The sequence below is a fragment of the uncultured Winogradskyella sp. genome (genome assembly GCF_947498345.1).
Classification (GTDB): Bacteria; Bacteroidota; Bacteroidia; order Flavobacteriales; family Flavobacteriaceae; genus Winogradskyella.
This window is the reverse complement of record NZ_CANMJY010000006.1, coordinates 54,913-75,090: the sequence shown is the minus strand read 5'-3', so window position 1 is coordinate 75,090 and position 20,178 is coordinate 54,913. Positions and strand designations below refer to the sequence as shown.

The following is a 20,178-nucleotide window of genomic DNA, read 5'->3' as shown; positions in this document are numbered from 1 at the left end:
AATGAAGTATTTATTATTAACCATAATCACCGTATTTACAATCACTCAGGTGAATGCTCAAAACTATAATTTTGGTAAAGTATCTAAAGCAGAACTTGAAGAAAAATGGCACCCAACAGATTCTTCTGCATCAGCAGCAATATTGTATAAAAAAGAGCATGTTAATTTCTTTTTTGATGAAAGTAGAGGGTTTATGCAAAGGCGAGAGATTCAATTTCGAATTAAAATATACAATAAAGACGGTTTTGATTGGGCGACCAAAAAAGTATATCTATACAAAGGTCAAAAAGATGAAAGTATCAGTGGTTTAAAAGGCTTTTCTTATAATCTTGAAGGTAGTAAAATAAAGAAAGACAAACTCAGCAGTGATGGCAAGTTTAAGGAAGACTATAATGACTATTTGAAAATAAACTCATTTACCATGCCCAATGTTAAGCAAGGTACAGTAATTGAATACAAATACACTATTAATTCCCCTCGCATTGGTATTGACGATTTTGTTCTTCAATACAATATTCCAATAAACAAGTTAGATGTAAAGGTAGCTACACCGCAATATTATATCTATAACTCGCAACTTAACCCTAGAGCTAAGTTTATACCTAAACTTAATAAGACTACACAACAAGTTTCTGTACCCTTTGATTATAAGATAGATATGATTGATATAAATGAAGAGAATGTCCCTGCTCTCAATGCAGAAGCCTATGCTGGTAATATTAATAATTATAGGAGTGGAATGAGTATGGAGCTAACGGCGATTCTTAATGCTCAAAAAGTTATAGAGAAGACTTTCTCCACAAATTGGGAGAAAGTATCTAAAACCATATATGATAGTCAAAATTTTGGTGGTCAATTAGGAAGAACAAGCTTTTATAAAGATGATTTAGAAGCCTTGCTAGCAGGTGCTAACGAAGATTTTGAAAAAGCCATATTAGTAGAAAACTTGGTTAAGTCTAAAGTGAAGTGGAATGGTAATTATAGTAAATATGCCCAAAAAGGTATTAGAGCTGCATATAAGGAAGGGGAAGGAAATGTAGCAGATATAAATTTAATGGTGGTGGCTATGTTGAGATCTCAAGGGGTTAATGCAAACCCTGTACTTATTAGTACAAGAAATAATGGTATTCCATTGTTTCCAACACGAGAAGGATTTAACTATGTAATTTGCTGTGTGCAAAGTGGTGATAGTTATATGTTAATTGATGCCACGGAAAAGTATAGTACAAATAATGTTTTGCCTCAACGTGTTCTCAATTGGCGTGGAAGACTAATTGAAGCTAAAGGTGTTTCGAGATGGGTAGACATAAAACCGAACACTAAATCTGTAGAGTCAACCATGTTAAACATTAAAATAAATGATGATTTTAATATTACAGGTAAAGTGTCTAAAAATCTAACCGATTATATTGCCTACAGATACAGAAAAGAATATGCTCAGGCTACTCCAGAATCTCATATAAAAGCATTAGAAAAAGACAATGGTAATTTAGAGATTAGTACTATTGATTTTAAAAATCGAAAAGATATTTATAAAGATGTAAAAGTTAGTTATGAATACAATTTAGCTGATGCCGTTGATGAGATTGGTGATAAACTATATTTTTCACCATTATTATTTATGGCAATGAAAGAAAACCCTTTTAAATTAGAAGAGCGACAATATCCTATTGATTTTATCATTCCATACGAAGATAAATACTTAATCAATATTATGTTGCCAGAAGGTTATGTCTTAGAGTCTTTGCCAAAATCTGAGGCTATAGCATTTAATGATAATGACGTAAAGTTTGTTTATGTTGCAAAAGCCAATGGCAGCTATTTGCAATTAAAAGTACAATTAGATATAAATAACCCTACAGTTTTGCCTAAAGACTATAAAGATTTTAAAGCATTTTTTGGTAAAATAGTAGAAAAGCAAGGCGAACAAATCGTACTAAACAAAGCAAAACCATAAACACTATTACTTTAGAATAAAAGCTCCCTTTTCATTAGTGTAGTGAAAAGGGATTTTTCTTCTTTTGCAAGTCATTTTCCAACGTTTTACATAAGATTTATAGTTGCTTGCGTCAGCTATAATCTTTAGAGGTTTTAAAGTGTCAATAATACGATCAAGGTTAACCTTTGGGGAATTTTGCAATAGGATATAATCAACCTTAAAAGAAATTCCTTTATAAACCGCTAGACTATCTATGGCGAGTATAGTGCTATTCTTAAATTGGTAAATCGATTGCAAGCTATCGGTTGAAATGCCGTCAATTAACTCACCAGCCTTATAATTCTTTATAACATTATTAGTTGGTTTCTTTATAGAATCTAAATTATGATATAGAAATAACCGGTTACCATTTTTTTGACCAACTAGGGTATAACGACTTTTGTTAAAAACGATAAAAGCATCATCTTTTGTCTTATGGTTATTATAGATCATAATACTTTGAAAACTGATAATTCCTATGAAACATAATATTAGCCTTCTAAAAGATTTGATCTTATAGTTACTGATCAAAGACACAATAATGAAGTAACTTATTACTACTTGGGGTAAAGTGAAGGGAATGTCTCTAAAAAGAAAACCTTCAAATTGTGCTATCCAGGCAATGAAACCATTTAAACAATCCATTATAAAACTGTAAGCAACAACAATTGAATTTGGAATAATATTTAATAAAGCTAAAACGATAACCAATAATCCTAAACCGAGGATTAAGCCTAAAAAGGGAATCACAACTAAGTTAGAAATGAAAAATAACCCAGGAAACTGATGAAAATAAAACAAACTAATGGGAAAAACACCCAATTGAGCAGCCAAGGTTACTGTAAAAATCTGCCAAGGTTTATCTAAGACCCAATACTTAGGCTGCCACAGTTTATATAGTATAGGTTGCACACTCACAATACCCAAAACTGCTAAATAACTCATTTGAAAACCAATCGAGAACAAAAAAACAGGTTTCACCAGGAGTATGAAGAATGCTGAAATCGCTAAGGTATTGTAAATATTTGTAGGCCGCTTTAAATGCATGGCAATACTAATAATACTAAACATAGTTACCGCACGTGTTACAGATGGAGATAAACCAGTAATAACAGCAAAACCCCAAAGTAAGGTGACAATGATAAAAGGTCTAAGGAAATTTCCATGTTTAAAGTAAAGTAGCGGTCTAAGAATAAAATTTAGAATTAAGAGTATAATGCCTACATGAAGTCCAGAAACTGCTAAAATGTGAATGGTACCAGAATTTACATAGTTGTTATAAGTACTCTTGTCTATTGTTTGGCGTTGACCTAGCAATAAAGCATTTATGATGCTCAACGCATTATTCTTAAACCCAGCAGCAATGAGTTTCTCATTGATTGTGGTTCTCCATTGATCTGCAAAGCCATAGATAGAGGTTTTAGAATCTGAAATAAATAAGAGTTGAGTCTGCTCTAGATATAATTGATGATAAACCTGTTTCAATTCTAAAAACTTACGATAATCAAATTGATGTGGATTTAATGGTCTTTGAATGATTTGTAGCTCAGCTGAAGTAAATAAAACAGCATCAACAGGTAAAATCGAGGATGTTGAATCACGCTTTACATTAATAAGTAATTTACCTAAAGCCGTTTTGTTTGCAATTGCCATAATCGAAACAATATACTTATCGTTATAGGTGTCTGGTTTTAATCGTTCTTCAATCTTAAACAATAATGTTACTGACTCACGTCCTTTATATATATTAGTATAATGCCTGCGTTTTAATTTTCCATTTTTAATATTGTAAGTGTTGATTCCAACACCGACCATGCACAAAAAAGCTAAGAGCATAAAATAAGGGGAGCGATTGATTTTGTGTCTAAGGAATAACCAATAGCAGCCTAATAAAAAAATCAATCCAATAGTTATATATAGTGAAATACTAAAGTTTATATTGAGATAATGTGCAAAAGCAATACCTAGAATTAGGCATAAGGTTAATCTTATAATGACGAAATTTAGTAACTTCATGATAATGAGTTACTAATATAATAAAAAGAGAATAATTTATAAGAAAAAGATTACAATATACGTCGCGCCTGTACAAAAGCAAAATACCAATATTTTTCTGCTAAAGAAGATATCATTACTCCTCTGCTGGTTGAGGCATGGATAAACTCAACATTGCCAAGCCGCACATTAGTTACAATACCAACATGGTTAACATTACGGCTATTTTTTTTAGTAGCAAAAAAGACCAGATCACCAACATTAACTTCTTTTAGATCTACCCAATTACCATAACTAGATAAATCTCTTGTAGTTCTTGGTACAGATATGTTATTGTCCTTAAATGAGGTATACACCAGACCAGAGCAATCCATACCACGTTTGGTAGTGCCACCATATTTGTAGCGTGTGCCATTAAATTTTTTAGCATATTTTGCGATAGTTTCTGCTTCTTCAGAGGGCTTTGCAGTTGCATTGGTTTTAACTGTATGTGTTTGCCTTTTTTTATTAGAATACGTTTTTTTTGATTTGCAGTTAAATAGAAATAGCGTTAAAAGCAAAAAGAGGAGTAAGCGTTTCATATAATATTCTAGTAGATCTAATAGGTTTTATGCCGAAAATAATAAAAAAGAACAGGACTTTTTTATAAATTTATACAATCATGAAAATATTACTTCTAAACTCAGACGTTGATAATTTTACAATTACGTTCATTGTTGTTATAACTGCTCTACCGTTTATTTTTAAATGGGCGTGGCTAAGATTGAAGTCTAAAACAGGCAATATTACGTTCTTTCTTTATGATGAGGTAGAATATAGATTTGATAATTACACGTTCAATTTTAAAAACGGAAACAGTAAGGTTGAAGCATTTGGTATTAAAACTAAAATAATTGCAGCTTTTATTTCTAGTATTATGGTGGTTACACCGTTGTATGAATTTATAGAAACACTTAGGCCTCAAATAGAATTTTGGGGATTTACATGCTTGTTATAAAACATTAGTAAAAAGTAATTAAGTTAATCCTTTATGGCTTCATAAATCAACCTCGCCGTATTTTCACTTGCACCTTTGCCACCAAGCTTTTGTTCTAAGTCGTAATAGTCTAAAAACAGTTGTTCACGCTTATCAGAACTTAAAATAGCGGTAAGTTCTTTTTTAAGCTGTTTTCTATTTAGGTCACCTTGAATCAATTCAGTAACCACTTCGCGATCCATTATAAGATTAACTAACGAAATAAACTTTAAAGTAATAATGCGTTTTGCAATTTGATAGGAGATGGCGTTGGCTTTATAACACACCACTTGAGGAACTTTATACAAAGCGGTTTCTAAGGTTGCAGTACCAGAGGTCACCAAAGCAACATTAGAAATACTTAATAGATCATAGGTTTTATTAGAAATAAAACCAACGTTATCTTGCTTTATAAATCGTTTATAAAATTCATAATCCTGACTTGGAGCTCCAGCAATTACGAACTGATAATCCTCAAAATCATCAACCAAGCTCAACATTACACCAAGCATTTTGGTTATCTCTTGTTTTCTGCTCCCAGGTAATAGAGCAATAATAGGCTTAGCACTGAGTTGATGCGTTTCTCTAAATTCATTTTCGTCAATCTGTGGTCGGTCTGCAATCGCATCAATTAGAGGATGGCCAACAAAGTGTACATCGTAATTGTATGTTTTGTAAAATTCCTTTTCAAAAGGCAAGATACAGTACATAGCGTCAATATCGCGTTTTATGTTTTCTACTCGGCTCGCTCTTGATGCCCAAACCTGAGGTGAAATATAATAATGTGTTCTAAAGCCATGCACTTTAGCCCACTTAGCGATTCTTAAGTTAAAACCAGAATTATCAATAAAAATAATAACGTCTGGGTTAAAAGTTTCTATATCATTTTTGCAAAACTTTATATGCTTTGCGATCTTTCTAAGATTAAAAATTACTTCAGCAAAACCCATAAACTGACGTTCTTTATAATGCATCACTAACTCGCCTCCAACAGTATGCATTAAATCACCTCCCCAAAATCTAATATTGGGCTCATTATCTTGTTTTAATAAAGCTTTCATAAGATTAGAGCCATGCAAGTCGCCCGAAGCTTCGCCGGCAATGATGTAGTACTTCATTTAGTTTACGAATTTTATAACCATTGTTGTAATAAAAATAAGCAACGTAGCAATTAATACTCCTTTGGCTCTGTGGTCTTGATTTTTCTTAAGAAACAAAAAGAAAGCTCCAAGATTTAACAAAGCGCCAATGCTCATAAGCTTTGTTAATGTACCATTTCTAATAGCTTGTGAAACAACTTCTCCCCAATCATCGGACTTTCCAAAAATTTGAATAGCGATAATCAATCCAAATGTTGCAGCGATTACACCAACAAAAAAACCTATTATAATCTCTTTTCTAGTCATATTTATCTTCCGTTAAAGCGGTATAGTATTAAACTTAATTTAATTTCCAGGTGTTTAGTCTTTGTATGGCATGATGCGCTGTTAAATCAAATTGAACAGGTACAACTGAGACGTATCCATTTGCTAAGGCCCATTCATCAGTATCTTCACCTTTATCCATATTTACAAATTTACCAGCTAACCAATAATAATCACGTCCCATAGGATTAGTGCGCTTATCAAACTCTTCTACCCAATTGGCACGTGCTTGTCTACAAATCTTTATACCCTTTATGTTTTTATCGTTTAAGTTGGGTAGGTTTACATTCAGAACAACTCCATCTGGTAAACCATGTTCTAAAACTTGTTTTGTAATGATTTCTACAAAAGGTTTACAAAACTCAAAATTGGCATTCCAGTTATAATCTAATAGCGAAAAACCAATAGCAGGAATCCCTTCAATACCAGCTTCTAGAGCAGCACTCATCGTACCAGAATAAATAACATTTATAGAAGAATTAGAGCCATGATTAATACCAGAAACGCAAATATCTGGTTTTCGGTCCAAAATCTCTCTTACCGCAAGTTTCACACAATCTGCTGGTGTGCCAGAGCAACTGTATTCTAATTGTTTCCCGTCAATTTCTACGTTTTCGATATAGAGTGTTGCGTTTACTGTAATCGCATGTCCCATACCGCTTTGAGGGCTGTCTGGTGCAACAACAACGACATCTCCAATAGTACTCATAACAGAAATTAAAGCTCTAATTCCTGGTGCAGTAATGCCATCATCATTGGTCACTAAAATTAAAGGACGTTTACTCATATGTGTTAGCTAATTTTTGATAGCGTAAAAATACTAAAAGCATACGAATTGAATGGAATTGTACCTTTAACAAAAAATTAGTGTCCTGTTTTTTTATGGCATGATTTTTTCTCCTATTTTAGTGAATTATATGAGACCTGCTATAGGTACGAACTAAAAAAATGAAAGAATGAAAGGGAATTATAAATTTTTACTGCTAGCTTTATTGATTGCTTTTGCTTCATGTAGTTTTACAAGCAAAAAATTTGAGGATCCAGATAAAGATAAATTACTCATACAACTGATTACCTATGTTCTGGAACAAGGACATTTTAACCCGCAAGATATCAATGACGATTTTTCTGCTAATGTATTTGAAGATTATTTAAATCAATTAGATCCGTTTAAACGTTATTTCTATGAATCAGACATCAAAGAATTTGAAGCTTATAAGGATCAAATCGATGACCAGATAAAGGCATACGATGTTACGTTTTTTAGTATTACACACGAGCGCTTATTGAAGCGAATTGAAGAATCTAAAAAGATTTATTCAGAAATTTTAGACAAACCTTTCGATTTTTTTAAAGATGAGACCTATTCTTCAGATTACGAAAATCTAAATTATGTGTCAAGTAAACGCGAAATGAAAGAGCGTTGGAGACAACAACTTAAGTTTTCTACTATTGCAAATTATGATGATGCTGTTTCACAACGCAATACAGATTTAGAAGCTAATAATCTTCCAGAAAGTGCATTTTCTGCTGAGAATGAAAAATCATCTACTAATGAAAAGAAGTCGTTAAAAGAAATAGAAAAAGAAGCAAGAGAGACAACAAAACGTTCACTTGACGAACTTTACGATTTTATTGATGATAGACAACGTAAAGATTGGTTTGCGGTATATATTAACGCAATTGTAGAGGAATTCGACCCTCATACATTCTATTTTGCGCCAGAAGATAAAGACCGTTTTGATGTCGCTATGTCTGGGAATTTTGAAGGCATTGGGGCAAGATTGCAGAAAAAAATGGATGCTATCATCGTAAATGAAATCATAAGTGGTGGGCCAGCATGGAGAGCAAACGAACTCGAAGTAGGTGACGAAATCATGAAAGTAAGGCAAGAGGATGAAGAAGCACCAGTTAATGTTGTTGGAATGCGCTTAGATGATGCTATAAAATTAATTAAAGGTCCGAAAGAAACGGTTGTTAATTTAACACTCAAAAAAGTCGATGGAACCGTTGAGGAGATTTCAATTACAAGAGATATTGTAGAGATTGAAGAAACTTATGCTAAATCTTCAACCGTTATTAAAGACGATAAGAAGTTTGGTGTCATTAACTTGCCTAAGTTTTATATCAATTTCGAAGATTATAATAAACGTAATGCAGCTTCAGACATTAAAAAAGAGATTATCCGACTTAAAAAAGAAGGCATTGAAGGATTAGTTTTAGATCTTAGAAATAACGGAGGTGGATCATTACAAACTGTAGTGGATATTGCAGGTTTATTTATTGAAGAAGGTCCAATTGTACAGGTTAAAACAACAGGTGAGCCTAAAGAAGTTCTTAAAGATAAAGACAAAGCTATTGTTTGGGATGGACCTTTAGTAATTATGGTAAACGAATTATCAGCTTCAGCGTCAGAAATTTTAGCTGCTGCAATGCAAGACTACAAGCGTGCGATAGTAATTGGTAGTAAACAAACCTATGGAAAGGGAACTGTACAGAATGTATTGGATTTAAATAGAATGGTGCGTAATAATTCTAATGGTGATATGGGTGCCTTAAAGTTTACCACTCAGAAATTTTATAGAGTTAATGGAGGTTCTACACAGTTAGAAGGAGTTAAAAGTGATGTTGTGGTTCCAGACCGTTACAGCTATATTAATATTGGAGAAAAAGATCAGGAAAACCCATTGCCTTGGGATAAAATTGATGCTGTAGATTACGATCTTTGGGGAAATTATTTCGATTATGATACCACTATAGAAAGAAGTAAAGCGCGTATGGCTAATAATGAGCAGTTGAAGCTTATTGACGCTAATGCCAGATGGGTTAAGAAGATAAGAGATCGTGAAATATATTCGTTGAATTATAATGACTATAAAAAGGCTATGGAACTCAATGAAGAAGAGGCTAAACGATTCGAAAAACTATCAGAATACGAAACCAATTTAACGTTCAATTCATTGCCATACGAGTTAAAATTAATGGAGCAAGATTCGGTTTTAAAGGAAAAACGTAAACGTTGGCACCAAAGCTTGGCAAAAGACGTATATGTAGAAGAAGCCTTAAACGTGCTCAATGATTTAAAGATGACTTATGCTATAAAAAATAACGTTGCAGGAGTGAAGAATTAAATTTCAATGGGAAACCAAAGTAACTCATTAACAAGACTAGCGCTTCAAAAGTTTAAAAAAAACTTTTGGGGCGTTTTTAGTTTTGCAATTATTGCAAGCATTGGATTAATTTCAATCTTCGCTTATATGTTTGCGCCAGATGCTTCTAAAAATGCCAATCAAATGCATTTGTCCATTCATTCTAAATCGCCTGGGTTTAAAGTGCAAATGCTAACCATTCCTTCAGGTATTGAATCTGATCAAAATTTTATTTCAAAACTATTTTTCGGAACAGAAAATACGGATACCGAAATTCCTATTGAGTCTTACCAGGTCAATGATAATGTTCTAACTTATATAGCATATGCTTCAGATGGTCTAAAAGGCTTAGAAAAGCAAGTTGAGTTAAATCAATTTCCAAATTCAGATTATAAACCATTTATAGAGGATCGAGACTTTGTTTTTGGAACAGACAAGTATGGTCGGGATTATTTAAGTCGTATTTTAATTGGTTCGCGAATTTCTTTTTTTATAGGTTTTGTAGCGGTTTTTATTTCTCTTATAGTTGGACTTCTAATGGGAAGTTTAGCAGGTTATTATGGAGGAAAAGTAGACGCGGCAATTATGTGGATAATAAACGTAACCTGGTCAATACCAACATTATTATTGGTGATTGCCATAACCTTAGCTTTAGGGAAGGGCTTTTGGCAAGTGTTTATTGCAGTGGGTTTAACGATGTGGGTTGAAGTTGCAAGAGTGGTTAGAGGACAAATTATCAGCGCCAAAGAGATGCAATATGTAACTGCCGCTAAAGCGCTAGGTTATAATGATTACAGGGTTATTACAAAGCATATTTTACCAAATATTTTTGGACCGTTGATTGTAATTTCTGCTGCCAATTTTGCTGCAGCGATTTTAATAGAAAGTGGTTTGAGTTTTTTAGGAATTGGCGCCCAACCACCAATGGCTAGCTGGGGAGCGATGATAAAAGATCACTACAATTATATTATTCTTGGCAAACCTTATTTGGCATTAATCCCAGGGATTTGTATTATGTTTTTAGTAATGGCATTTATGTTAGTAGGAAATGCGTTACGTGATGCTTTGGATGTAAAAACTTGATTAATACCTTATTGATTTCTGAGGTTTTCAATCTCTTCATTAGTAACTTCAATAAAATTCAAAACCTCTTCCTGCCCCATCTTTTTACTTGATGATGTGACGAAGTAAGGTGGTAATTCTTCCCAGATTTCTAATAAGACTTTACAATAGTCATCTACATGTTTGTCGATAGCTTTTGATTTTAACTTGTCAGCCTTTGTAAATATAATTCCGAAAGGAATACCACTTTCACCTAAATATTGCATAAATTCTAAATCGATAGGTTGAGGTTGATGACGAATATCCACTAAAACAAAAGCAGAAACTAATTGCTGTCGCTGCTCAAAATAGTTGGTGATAAACTTCTGAAACTTTTTCTTGGACGATTTAGAAACTCTCGCATAGCCATAACCAGGTAAATCTACCAAGAACCAATTATCATTGATAATGAAGTGATTAATGAGTTGCGTTTTTCCTGGTCTACCCGAAGTTTTAGCTAAGCTTTTTCTATCAGTAAGCATATTGATTAATGAAGACTTACCAACATTACTTCTACCAATAAATGCGTATTCTGGAATAGGATTCTTAGGGCATTTTGCCACATCAGAATTACTCATTACAAACTCAGCAGATTTTACTTTCATATTCATTTTCCACAAAAGTGGAAATCTCATTAAATTAAACTAATAGATGTTTGGGTTTTGAAATTTTAAAAACCTCTTTTGTCAAGCCAGGAGTTTAAAATTCTATTAAACTCTTCAGGATGTTCCATCATTGCTGCATGCCCACATTTATCAATCCAAAACAAATCAGAATCAGGTAATAATTCATGAAATTCTTCAGCAACTTCCGGAGGAGTCACATTATCATTCTTTCCCCATATAATGCAGGTAGGAGTGAGCATCTTAGGTAAGTCTTTTGCCATATTGTGTCTAATGGCACTTTTTGCTATGGCTAAAGTTTTTATCAGTTTATTTCTGTCGTTTACGGTTTCGTATACTTCATCAACAATTTCTTTTGTGGCTACAGCAGGGTCGTAGAACACATCTTGTGCTTTCTTTTTTATGACTTCATAATCACTACGCTTTGTGTAACCACCTCCCATGGCACTTTCGTATAGTCCTGAGCTTCCAGTAATAACTAATCCCTTTACTTTATCAGGATATAATTTTGTGTGATACAAACCTATATGTCCACCTAAGGAATTACCTAATAAGATAACTTCGTCAAAACCTTTAAATTCAATAAAATCTTTAAGGTAATTAGCGAAATTTTTAACGTTAGTTTTTAAAAGTGACATGGTGTAAATAGGTAATTCGGGGATAACCACTTTATAACCATTAGAGCTAAAAAAGTCAGTAACAGCATCAAAATTACTTAATCCGCCCATCAGTCCATGGAGCACAATAATTGGTGTGCCTTCTCCTACTTCAATATAACTATAATCCTTTTCTTTTTTTAAAAGGTGTGCCATCTATAAAGTTAGTGCTTTGTGTTAAAAACAAATATAACTAAATCCTTTGTAAAACAAATAGAATTAATGTTTTTCGACTTTTTTGATTTAGAACTATTACAAGTTAAGTGTTAATAATTACCACTTTAAGGATAGGCTACATATATTGATTTTATTGGGTTGCTTATCAATTAAAAAAATAGTTACATAAAACTTATTAACAAAAGTGGGAGTATGTGGTAAAATGTGGTAAAATTTTCAATATATTTGAATCTTAATCGTTTAAGTGAGAAACAGAACATCTTGAAATCGTTTATAGGAACATACGAGTGTAAAGCAGATGCCAAAGGCAGGTTGATGATTCCAGCTGTTTTAAAGAAACAGTTGTCTGCTGTTCTACAAGATGGATTTGTGCTTAAGCGTGCTGTGTTTCAGCCATGTTTGGAACTCTATCCTATGGCAGAATGGAACATCTTAATGGCTAAAGTGAATAAGCTTAATCGTTTTAAGAAGAAGAATAATGATTTTATAAGACGCTTTACGGCTGGGGTAAAAGTAGTTGAGGTTGATAATGCTGGTCGTTTGTTAATCCCTAAAGATTTGATGGCATTTTCTGGTATTACGAAAGGTGTGGTTTTGGCTTCTGCTGTAAATATTATTGAAATATGGGATAAGACCAAGTACGAAAAAGCTATTGATGATGCAGCTTCTGATTTTGCGGATTTGGCTGAAGAGGTAATGGGACAAGAGGATGGTGATGATGGAATATCATAACGCTGTATTACTTAAGGAAACTGTTGATGGTTTAGATGTAAAACCAGATGGTGTTTATGTAGATGTCACTTTTGGAGGAGGGGGTCATAGTAGGGAAATTTTATCTCGTCTTGGATCCAGCGGAAAATTATATGCGTTCGATCAGGATAAAGATGCTTTGGCAAATACTATTGAAGATGATCGATTTGTTCTCATTAATGAGAACTTTAGATATATAAAAAGGTTCTTAAGGTTTTATGGGGTTAGGGAAGTTGATGGGGTATTAGCTGATTTCGGTGTGTCGTCACATCAGTTTGATGTTGCTGAACGTGGTTTTTCAACGCGTTTTGAGGCAAAGCTCGATATGAGAATGAATCAAGATAACAAGTTGTCTGCTTTTGAGGTGATAAATGAATATGATGAAGAGCAGCTTCGGGAAGTTTTCTTTCAATATGGAGAGTTAAGACAGGCACCAGCTATGGCGAGAGTTATAGTTTCAGAACGAAAAACAGCGCCTATTGAAACTAGCGAACAGCTAAAAGTGATTTTAAAACAATTTTTAAATCATAGAAGGGAGAATAAAGTATTAGCGCAAATCTATCAGGCGATTAGAATAGAAGTGAATCAAGAGATTCAAGTATTAAAAGAATTGTTAATGCAGATGCCAGAAATTTTAAAAGTTGGAGGGAGATTAAGCTTTATCTCATACCATTCTTTAGAAGATAGGTTAGTGAAACGATTTATAAGAAACGGATTGTTTGAAGGGGAGCCAGAGCGTGATGTCTTTGGAAATTTTGAAGTCCCACTAAAAAAAGTTGGGGGTCTCATTGTTCCGTCTCAAGACGAAATAAAAGTGAATAATAGAGCAAGAAGTGCAAAACTTCGAATTGCTGAAAAAATATGAAGAAAAGTATCTACAGCATATTACGTGGAAAATTTCTAATCAGTGATGATTCGTTTAAAAATTGGCGCATCATCATTTTTATTTCATTCCTGGCAATTATAATGATAGCGAGCTCTCATAGTGCAGATAAAAAAGTTCATGAGATTGCAAAACTTACTAATGAGGTAAAAGAATTGAGGTCTGCTTTTGTGGATGGTCGATCAAAATTAATGCGGTTAAAAATGGAGTCATCCATTATAAATAAAGTAGCAGAAAAAGGAATTCAGATTTCTGAAATTCCACCAACAAAAATTAGAGTTAAATCATCAGTTCAAAAGTAAGCTTTGGCAACAACAGAAACCAACATATTAAACAGATTGTACTTTGTAGCAGGCTGCATGTTTGTCTTTGCATTGGCTGTGGTTTTTAAATTGTGTAGTATTCAGTTTATTCAAGGTGATGCGTATAGAGCACTTGCTGAAAAGCGTACAGTTCAGGATTTTGATATAGAGCCCAATCGTGGTAATGTGTATTCTGCAGATGGGAGTTTGTTGGCTACTTCAATTCCAAAATACGATATAAGAATAGACGCAATCCAGGCAAAAGACGCTGTGTTTAATGAACATATTAGTGTGTTGGCAGATTCACTTTCGGTTTATAAAGGCAAATCAGCTTCGTACTACAAAAATGTAATTCGAAAAGCACGTAATAATAAAAACAGATATTTCCTTTTAGCTAGAAATATTAGCTATTCAGATTATATCAGAATGCGAAATTTCCCATTGTTAAATCTTGGAGCTATAAAGGGAGGTCTAATTGTAGAGCAAACGACCAGGAGAGAGCATCCTATGGGTGAAATAGCAGCTAGATCAATAGGTTATGAGCGATTCGACAAGGATAGCAATGTTACAAGAGCTGGTATTGATGGTGCCTTTGGTGAAAAATATTTAAGAGGAGTAAAGGGTAAACGTTTAAAACAAAAAATAGGCAATGGACAGTGGAAACCTATTGCGGATTATGACCAAGTAGAGCCTCAAGATGGTTTTGATGTTTATACAACTATAGATGTTAATATTCAAGATATAGCGCATCATTCGTTATTGGGTCAATTAGAGAAATATGAAGCAGAACATGGTTGTGTTGTGGTTATGGATGTGAAAACAGGTGAGATTAAAGCCATTGCTAACCTCGCCAAAACATCAAAAGGAACCTATTACGAAAAACGTAATTATGCAGTTTATGAATCTCATGAGCCAGGTTCAACTTTTAAAGTAATGGCAATGATGGCGGCCTTAGAAGATAAGGTTATTGATACATCTACTGTTATAGATACTAAAAATGGAAAAAAATATTTTTATGGGCGCACTATAAGTGATTCGCATCATGGAGGTTATGGGAAAATATCTGCTGCACGTACATTAGAAGTTTCATCAAATATCGGCTTAGCAACAATCATAGATGATCATTATTCCAAAAATCCAAACAAGTTTATTAACCATATTAAGACTTGGAAGCTCAACGATTCATTAGATATTCCAATTTTAGGTGAGGGCATTCCAAACATTCCTGAACCTGGTAAATCTAACTGGAGTAAAAACGCGTTGCCATCTATGGCTTATGGTTATAACTTAACTATTACTCCTCTACAAACTCTAGCATTCTATAATGCTATAGCTAACAACGGTGAAATGATAAAACCACGTTTTATCAAGTCTGTGAAATCTTTTGATAAGGAAATTGAGGTTTTTGAAAAGGAAGTTTTAGTAGATAAAATTTGTTCTGACAAAACCTTATCTGAAATTAGAGACATTCTTAAGAACATTGTAATTCGTGGTACTGGAAAACGTATGTATTCTGAAACCTTCTCTATGGCAGGGAAAACGGGTACTGCACGTACAGATTATGCCAATTATGAAGAATGGAGAAAAGATAAAAAGTACATTTCTTCATTTGCAGGTTATTTTCCAGCAGATAATCCTAAATATTCTTGTATAGTAATTATTCACAAGCCAAGCACCAAGGTTGGGTACTATGGGGCTGATGTAACAGGTCCGGTTTTTAAACGTATTGCTCAAAAAATCTATACAGATACACCAATTATTGAAGAGCTTAAAACTTTAGAGTTTAATAATGGTATAGTAAATCAGGATTTTGAAAACTATTACGAAAATGCACGTAAGTATAAACAATTAATGCCAGGCGTGGTTGGTATGCCTGCTATGGATGCTATTGCTTTACTGGAAAACCTTCAGGTCAAAGTCAAAGTTAAATTAAATGGTAGTGGTACAATAAAAAAGCAATCTGTAGAGAGACATAAGAAGTTAAAACCTAACCAAACAATAATCTTGGAAGCATCATGATGATACTCAAAGATATATTGTATAAGGTTACTATTAATGCTGTGGTTGGTAGTACAAGTATTGCTGTTAATAAAATAGAATTCGATTCGCGTCAAATAAAAACAGATGATGTTTTTGTAGCAATTACAGGGACAGTAACTGATGGGCATAAGTACATTGACGATGTTATAAAATCTGGTGCATTGGCAATTGTTTGCGAAGTGCTCCCAGAAACTCTTAAAGATGGTATCACTTACATAGAGGTAGCTAATTCAAATCAGGCTTTAGCTTACATGGCAGCTAATTTCTATGAGCATCCATCAGAAAACTTAAAACTTGTGGGTGTTACAGGAACTAATGGCAAAACAACTGTTACGAGTCTGTTATATCAGTTATTTAAAAAAGCGGGTTATAAGGTTGGTTTGTTATCTACTGTGAAGATTATGGTGGATAATGCTACATATAAAGCAACACATACAACACCAGATTCTTTAGCTATTAATAAGTACCTGAAGTTGATGAACGAGGAAGGTGTAGAGTTCTGTTTTATGGAGGCGAGTTCTCATGGAATACATCAAAGTAGAACTGAAGGGCTGAAGTTTACAGGAGGGATTTTTACTAACCTTTCGCATGATCATCTAGATTACCACGACACTTTTGCGGAGTATAGAGATGTAAAAAAAACTTTTTTTGATGGTCTGCCTAAGGATGCCTTTGCTTTATCTAATATGGATGATAAGAATGGTTTGGTAATGCTTCAAAATATGGTGGCTAAAAAGTACACCTATGCTTTAAAGAACTACGCAGATTACAGGGCACAAATCTTGGAGAATGAGTTTAGCGGTTTATTGTTAAAAGTTAATGACAGTGAATTGTGGACACGCTTAATAGGAAGTTTTAATGCTTATAATATTCTAGCCATCTATGGAACAGCGGAATTATTAGGCTTAGAAAAAAATGAAATTTTGAGATTAATTAGTGAGCTTGATAATGTTTCTGGACGTTTTCAGTATTTCATTTCGGATGAGAAAATAACAGCTATTGTTGACTATGCACACACACCAGATGCCCTAAAGAATGTTTTAGAAACAATTAATAGTATTCGAACCAAAAATGAAGCACTAATTACAGTTGTTGGTTGTGGTGGAGATAGAGATAAAACCAAACGTCCAAAAATGGCGCATATCGCATCTGCTTTGAGTACCAAGGTCATTTTTACAAGTGATAATCCTCGAAGTGAAGTGCCTGAAGCCATTATTGAAGATATGGAAAAAGGTGTAGAACCTCAAAATTTCAAAAAAACTTTATCGATTACTGACAGAAAGCAAGCCATTAAAACGGCTTGTCAAATGGCTGATGCAAAAGATATTATTCTTATTGCAGGAAAGGGGCACGAAACGTATCAGGAAATTAAAGGAAAACGCTTTGATTTTGATGATTATAAAACCGTACAAGAACTTTTAAAACAATTACAAAAATAGATGCTGTATTATTTATTTGAATATTTAGAACAACAATTTCAGTTTCCTGGAGCATCACTCTTTGGGTTCTTAACTTTTAGGGCTGCGGTTGCTATTATTTTGTCATTGTTAATCTCTACCATTTTTGGGAAGCGTATTATTCGTTTTTTGCAAAAGCAGCAAGTTGGCGAAACCATAAGGGATTTAGGCTTGGAAGGTCAGGTTGAAAAAGCTGGTACGCCAACAATGGGAGGAATTATAATCATTTTGGCGACATTAATTCCTGTATTGTTATTAGCAAAACTCGAAAACATTTACATCATTCTCCTCATCGTTACGACACTTTGGATGGGTACAATTGGTTTTATTGATGATTATATTAAGAAATTTAAAAATGATAAAGAAGGTTTAAAAGGTCGGTTTAAAGTACTAGGTCAAGTAGGCTTGGGGCTTATAGTTGGGCTAACACTTTATTTCCATGAAGATGTTACTATAAAGGAGGAATTACCACTTCAGGAACAACGCGTATTGCTTGCTGAAAATCCAAATTTAACAGAAGCTCAGTTGTTTGATGCTGCAGAAAAATCTACCAAAACAACAATACCGTTTTTAAAGAATAATGAGTTTGATTATTCAGATCTGATTACATGGATTAGCCCTGATTTAGAAAGGTATGCTTGGATTATTTTCGTATTAATAACCATAATCATTGTTACTGCTGTTTCTAATGGAGCAAACCTTACCGATGGTATTGATGGTCTAGCAGCAGGCACTTCAGCAATTGTAGTATTAACTCTAGGAATTTTTGCCTGGGTTTCGGGTAATATAATTTTTTCAAAATACCTAAATATAATGTACATCCCTCAAGTAGAGGAGATTACGATTTATATAGCAGCCTTTGTAGGTGCATTGGTGGGATTTTTATGGTATAACGCTTATCCGGCGCAAGTTTTCATGGGAGATACTGGGAGCTTAACAATTGGAGGAATTATAGCAGTAATTGCTATTGCTGTTAGAAAAGAGTGGTTAATACCAATTCTATGTGGAATTTTCCTTGCAGAAAATTTATCGGTTATGATGCAAGTAAGTTATTTCAAATATACGAGGAAGAAATATGGTGAGGGTAGACGGATTTTTAAGATGTCGCCTTTGCATCATCATTATCAGAAATCAGGATATCACGAAAGTAAAATTGTAACACGATTTTGGATTGTTGGCATCTTACTCGCTATTATTTCTATTGTGACACTGAAGATTAGATAATGAAAAGGCTGGTAATACTTGGCGGAGGTGAAAGTGGAGTAGGAACTGCACTTTTAGGAAAGAAAAAAGGCTACGAAGTATTTGTATCTGATAAAGGAAGGATTAAGGAAAAGTATAAAAACGTTCTTTTAAATAATGAGATTGAATTTGAAGATGAACAGCATACAGAATCAAAAATTCTAAATGCAGATATCATCATGAAAAGCCCTGGTATACCAGATAAAGTGGCTTTAGTGAAACAGATTAGAGAGACTAAAATTAAAGTGGTTTCAGAGATTGAATTCGCTTCGAGTTATACAGATGCAACATTAGTTGCTATAACGGGAAGCAATGGTAAAACAACAACTGCGACATTAACTCATCATTTGCTTAAGCAAGAGTTAGATGTTGGTTTAGCCGGAAATATAGGAGACAGTTTTGCAAAGCAAATTCTTGATAAAAATCATAACAACTATGTTTTAGAAGTAAGTAGTTTTCAGTTAGATGACATTATGGCTTTTAAGCCAAAAGTTGCCATTTTAACTAATATCACACCAGATCATTTAGATCGCTATGATTACAAGTTTGAAAATTATATCGCTTCAAAATTTAGAATTGTAGAAAATCAAAACGAAGATGATTATTTCATATATGACGCTGATGATGAAGTGATTTTAGAATGGCTTCAAAACCATCAGATTCAATCTAAAAAATTGCCTTTTTCATTAACTAAAGTTATTGAAGAAGGGGCCTATATAGAAAATAATAAGATAATAATAACAATAGATAACAATCAAATCATTATGCCAACAGAAAACATAACATTAGAAGGTAAACATAACATTAAGAATGCAATGGCTGCCTCTACTGTGGCACATTTGCTTAAAATTAGAAAACAGACTATACGAGAAAGTTTAGAGAATTTTCAAGGTGTAGAACATCGGTTAGAGCATGTATTAAAAATCAATAAGGTTCAGTATATAAATGACTCTAAAGCAACTAATGTAAATGCAACCTATTTTGCTTTAGAAAGTATGGACGCACCTACAGTTTGGATAGTTGGTGGAGTAGATAAAGGAAATGATTATAAAGAATTGTTCCCTTTTATAAATGAGAAAGTAAAAGCCATTATCTGCCTGGGTGTTAATAACGAAAAACTATTTGAAGCTTTTGGTAATATGGTAGATGTTATTGTAGAGACACAGTATATGAGTGAAGCAGTGAAAATTGCATATAAAGTAGCAGATGCTGGTGATAATGTGTTACTGTCTCCTGCTTGCGCAAGTTTCGACTTATTCGAAAATTATGAAGATAGAGGGCGTCAATTTAAAAATGCTGTACGTAATTTATAATATAATGCTATTCCTGCTAAAGCTGGAATCCATAATAAAAGAGAAGAATAATTAGGTTTCTGTTTCGGCAGAA

At 33.5% G+C, this 20,178-nt stretch carries 18 protein-coding genes; 11 read left to right on the top strand and 7 right to left on the bottom strand.

Going from position 1 to position 20,178, the window contains the following annotated elements; all coding sequences use genetic code 11:
- Nucleotide 1: 1 nt before the first annotated feature.
- Nucleotides 2–1,957, top strand: a complete 1,956-nt coding sequence (locus Q0912_RS09310) for a transglutaminase domain-containing protein (protein WP_299114360.1) — start codon at nucleotides 2–4, stop codon at nucleotides 1,955–1,957.
- Between the two features lie 6 nt (nucleotides 1,958–1,963).
- Here Q0912_RS09310 and Q0912_RS09305 read toward each other — a convergent pair whose 3' ends face one another.
- Nucleotides 1,964–3,994, bottom strand: coding sequence for a ComEC/Rec2 family competence protein (locus tag Q0912_RS09305; protein ID WP_299114358.1), 2,031 nt, complete (start codon nucleotides 3,992–3,994; stop codon nucleotides 1,964–1,966).
- Nucleotides 3,995–4,044: 50 nt separating this feature from the next.
- Nucleotides 4,045–4,554, bottom strand: a complete 510-nt coding sequence (locus Q0912_RS09300) for a C40 family peptidase (protein ID WP_299114356.1) — start codon at nucleotides 4,552–4,554, stop codon at nucleotides 4,045–4,047.
- Nucleotides 4,555–4,634: 80 nt separating this feature from the next.
- Here Q0912_RS09300 and Q0912_RS09295 point away from each other — a divergent pair, with 80 nt between their 5' ends.
- Complete coding sequence (locus tag Q0912_RS09295) at nucleotides 4,635–4,970, top strand: hypothetical protein (RefSeq protein WP_299114354.1); 336 nt, start codon at nucleotides 4,635–4,637, stop codon at nucleotides 4,968–4,970.
- Between the two features lie 23 nt (nucleotides 4,971–4,993).
- Here Q0912_RS09295 and lpxB read toward each other — a convergent pair whose 3' ends face one another.
- Genes lpxB through surE form a run of 3 tightly spaced genes read right to left on the bottom strand, consistent with a single transcriptional unit; the run spans nucleotide 4,994 to nucleotide 7,199 of the window.
- The gene (lpxB, locus tag Q0912_RS09290) at nucleotides 4,994–6,106 is read right to left on the bottom strand and encodes a lipid-A-disaccharide synthase (protein ID WP_299114352.1); all 1,113 of its coding nucleotides are present in this window, start codon (nucleotides 6,104–6,106) and stop codon (nucleotides 4,994–4,996) included.
- On the bottom strand, nucleotides 6,107–6,394 hold the full coding sequence (locus tag Q0912_RS09285; RefSeq protein ID WP_299114350.1) for a hypothetical protein: 288 nt from the start codon (nucleotides 6,392–6,394) through the stop codon (nucleotides 6,107–6,109).
- A gap of 34 nt (nucleotides 6,395–6,428) precedes the next feature.
- Complete coding sequence (gene surE, locus Q0912_RS09280; protein ID WP_299114348.1) at nucleotides 6,429–7,199, bottom strand: 5'/3'-nucleotidase SurE; 771 nt, start codon at nucleotides 7,197–7,199, stop codon at nucleotides 6,429–6,431.
- Between the two features lie 169 nt (nucleotides 7,200–7,368).
- Here surE and Q0912_RS09275 point away from each other — a divergent pair, with 169 nt between their 5' ends.
- Entirely contained in the window at nucleotides 7,369–9,543 is a 2,175-nt protein-coding gene (locus Q0912_RS09275; RefSeq protein ID WP_299114347.1) for a carboxy terminal-processing peptidase, read from the top strand.
- Nucleotides 9,544–9,549: 6 nt separating this feature from the next.
- A complete protein-coding gene (locus Q0912_RS09270) occupies nucleotides 9,550–10,644 on the top strand; it encodes an ABC transporter permease (protein WP_299114345.1) in 1,095 nt (364 codons plus the stop codon).
- A gap of 8 nt (nucleotides 10,645–10,652) precedes the next feature.
- Here Q0912_RS09270 and yihA read toward each other — a convergent pair whose 3' ends face one another.
- Together yihA and Q0912_RS09260 are read right to left on the bottom strand one after the other, a co-directional pair.
- The gene (gene yihA / locus Q0912_RS09265; protein WP_299114741.1) at nucleotides 10,653–11,267 is read right to left on the bottom strand and encodes a ribosome biogenesis GTP-binding protein YihA/YsxC; all 615 of its coding nucleotides are present in this window, start codon (nucleotides 11,265–11,267) and stop codon (nucleotides 10,653–10,655) included.
- A gap of 65 nt (nucleotides 11,268–11,332) precedes the next feature.
- On the bottom strand, nucleotides 11,333–12,097 hold the full coding sequence (locus Q0912_RS09260; protein ID WP_299114343.1) for an alpha/beta hydrolase: 765 nt from the start codon (nucleotides 12,095–12,097) through the stop codon (nucleotides 11,333–11,335).
- 282 nt (nucleotides 12,098–12,379) lie between these two features.
- Between Q0912_RS09260 and mraZ the strand changes: the two genes are divergently transcribed.
- From mraZ to murD, 7 genes are read left to right on the top strand one after another with little or no spacing between them, the layout of a single operon-like run.
- Nucleotides 12,380–12,850 carry a division/cell wall cluster transcriptional repressor MraZ gene (gene mraZ, locus Q0912_RS09255; RefSeq protein WP_299114341.1) on the top strand — a complete coding sequence of 157 codons (471 nt, stop codon included), beginning with the start codon at nucleotides 12,380–12,382 and terminating at the stop codon, nucleotides 12,848–12,850.
- Entirely contained in the window at nucleotides 12,837–13,733 is an 897-nt protein-coding gene (rsmH, locus tag Q0912_RS09250) for a 16S rRNA (cytosine(1402)-N(4))-methyltransferase RsmH (protein WP_299114739.1), read from the top strand. Before mraZ ends, rsmH begins: the two co-directional genes overlap by 14 nt.
- Nucleotides 13,730–14,053 (top strand): FtsL-like putative cell division protein, encoded by a 324-nt coding sequence (locus Q0912_RS09245; RefSeq protein WP_299114338.1) that lies wholly within the window; start codon nucleotides 13,730–13,732, stop codon nucleotides 14,051–14,053. Before rsmH ends, Q0912_RS09245 begins: the two co-directional genes overlap by 4 nt.
- Nucleotides 14,054–14,110: 57 nt before the next feature.
- A complete protein-coding gene (locus Q0912_RS09240) occupies nucleotides 14,111–16,072 on the top strand; it encodes a penicillin-binding protein (RefSeq protein ID WP_299114737.1) in 1,962 nt (653 codons plus the stop codon).
- Nucleotides 16,069–17,532, top strand: coding sequence for a UDP-N-acetylmuramoyl-L-alanyl-D-glutamate--2,6-diaminopimelate ligase (locus Q0912_RS09235; RefSeq protein ID WP_299114336.1), 1,464 nt, complete (start codon nucleotides 16,069–16,071; stop codon nucleotides 17,530–17,532). Before Q0912_RS09240 ends, Q0912_RS09235 begins: the two co-directional genes overlap by 4 nt.
- Entirely contained in the window at nucleotides 17,533–18,774 is a 1,242-nt protein-coding gene (mraY, locus tag Q0912_RS09230) for a phospho-N-acetylmuramoyl-pentapeptide-transferase (protein ID WP_299114334.1), read from the top strand.
- The gene (gene murD, locus Q0912_RS09225; protein WP_299114332.1) at nucleotides 18,774–20,105 is read left to right on the top strand and encodes a UDP-N-acetylmuramoyl-L-alanine--D-glutamate ligase; all 1,332 of its coding nucleotides are present in this window, start codon (nucleotides 18,774–18,776) and stop codon (nucleotides 20,103–20,105) included. The genes mraY and murD overlap by 1 nt, the downstream gene beginning before the upstream one ends.
- Nucleotides 20,106–20,178 lie beyond the last annotated feature (73 nt).

What these genes read in the sequence shown, in the direction of transcription:
- Q0912_RS09270 (WP_299114345.1), top strand. Translation starts at nt 9,550, where the DNA reads ATGGGAAACCAAAGTAACTCATTAACAAGACTAGCGCTTCAAAAGTTT.
- murD (WP_299114332.1), top strand. Translation starts at nt 18,774, where the DNA reads ATGAAAAGGCTGGTAATACTTGGCGGAGGTGAAAGTGGAGTAGGAACT.
- Q0912_RS09285 (WP_299114350.1), bottom strand. Translation starts at nt 6,394, where the DNA reads ATGACTAGAAAAGAGATTATAATAGGTTTTTTTGTTGGTGTAATCGCT.
- yihA (WP_299114741.1), bottom strand. Translation starts at nt 11,267, where the DNA reads ATGAAAGTAAAATCTGCTGAGTTTGTAATGAGTAATTCTGATGTGGCA.
- Q0912_RS09260 (WP_299114343.1), bottom strand. Translation starts at nt 12,097, where the DNA reads ATGGCACACCTTTTAAAAAAAGAAAAGGATTATAGTTATATTGAAGTA.
- Q0912_RS09300 (WP_299114356.1), bottom strand. Translation starts at nt 4,554, where the DNA reads ATGAAACGCTTACTCCTCTTTTTGCTTTTAACGCTATTTCTATTTAAC.
- Q0912_RS09235 (WP_299114336.1), top strand. Translation starts at nt 16,069, where the DNA reads ATGATGATACTCAAAGATATATTGTATAAGGTTACTATTAATGCTGTG.
- Q0912_RS09305 (WP_299114358.1), bottom strand. Translation starts at nt 3,994, where the DNA reads ATGAAGTTACTAAATTTCGTCATTATAAGATTAACCTTATGCCTAATT.
- rsmH (WP_299114739.1), top strand. Translation starts at nt 12,837, where the DNA reads ATGGAATATCATAACGCTGTATTACTTAAGGAAACTGTTGATGGTTTA.
- mraY (WP_299114334.1), top strand. Translation starts at nt 17,533, where the DNA reads ATGCTGTATTATTTATTTGAATATTTAGAACAACAATTTCAGTTTCCT.
- Q0912_RS09295 (WP_299114354.1), top strand. Translation starts at nt 4,635, where the DNA reads ATGAAAATATTACTTCTAAACTCAGACGTTGATAATTTTACAATTACG.
- Q0912_RS09310 (WP_299114360.1), top strand. Translation starts at nt 2, where the DNA reads ATGAAGTATTTATTATTAACCATAATCACCGTATTTACAATCACTCAG.
- Q0912_RS09275 (WP_299114347.1), top strand. Translation starts at nt 7,369, where the DNA reads ATGAAAGGGAATTATAAATTTTTACTGCTAGCTTTATTGATTGCTTTT.
- surE (WP_299114348.1), bottom strand. Translation starts at nt 7,199, where the DNA reads ATGAGTAAACGTCCTTTAATTTTAGTGACCAATGATGATGGCATTACT.
- lpxB (WP_299114352.1), bottom strand. Translation starts at nt 6,106, where the DNA reads ATGAAGTACTACATCATTGCCGGCGAAGCTTCGGGCGACTTGCATGGC.
- Q0912_RS09240 (WP_299114737.1), top strand. Translation starts at nt 14,111, where the DNA reads ATGTTTGTCTTTGCATTGGCTGTGGTTTTTAAATTGTGTAGTATTCAG.
- Q0912_RS09245 (WP_299114338.1), top strand. Translation starts at nt 13,730, where the DNA reads ATGAAGAAAAGTATCTACAGCATATTACGTGGAAAATTTCTAATCAGT.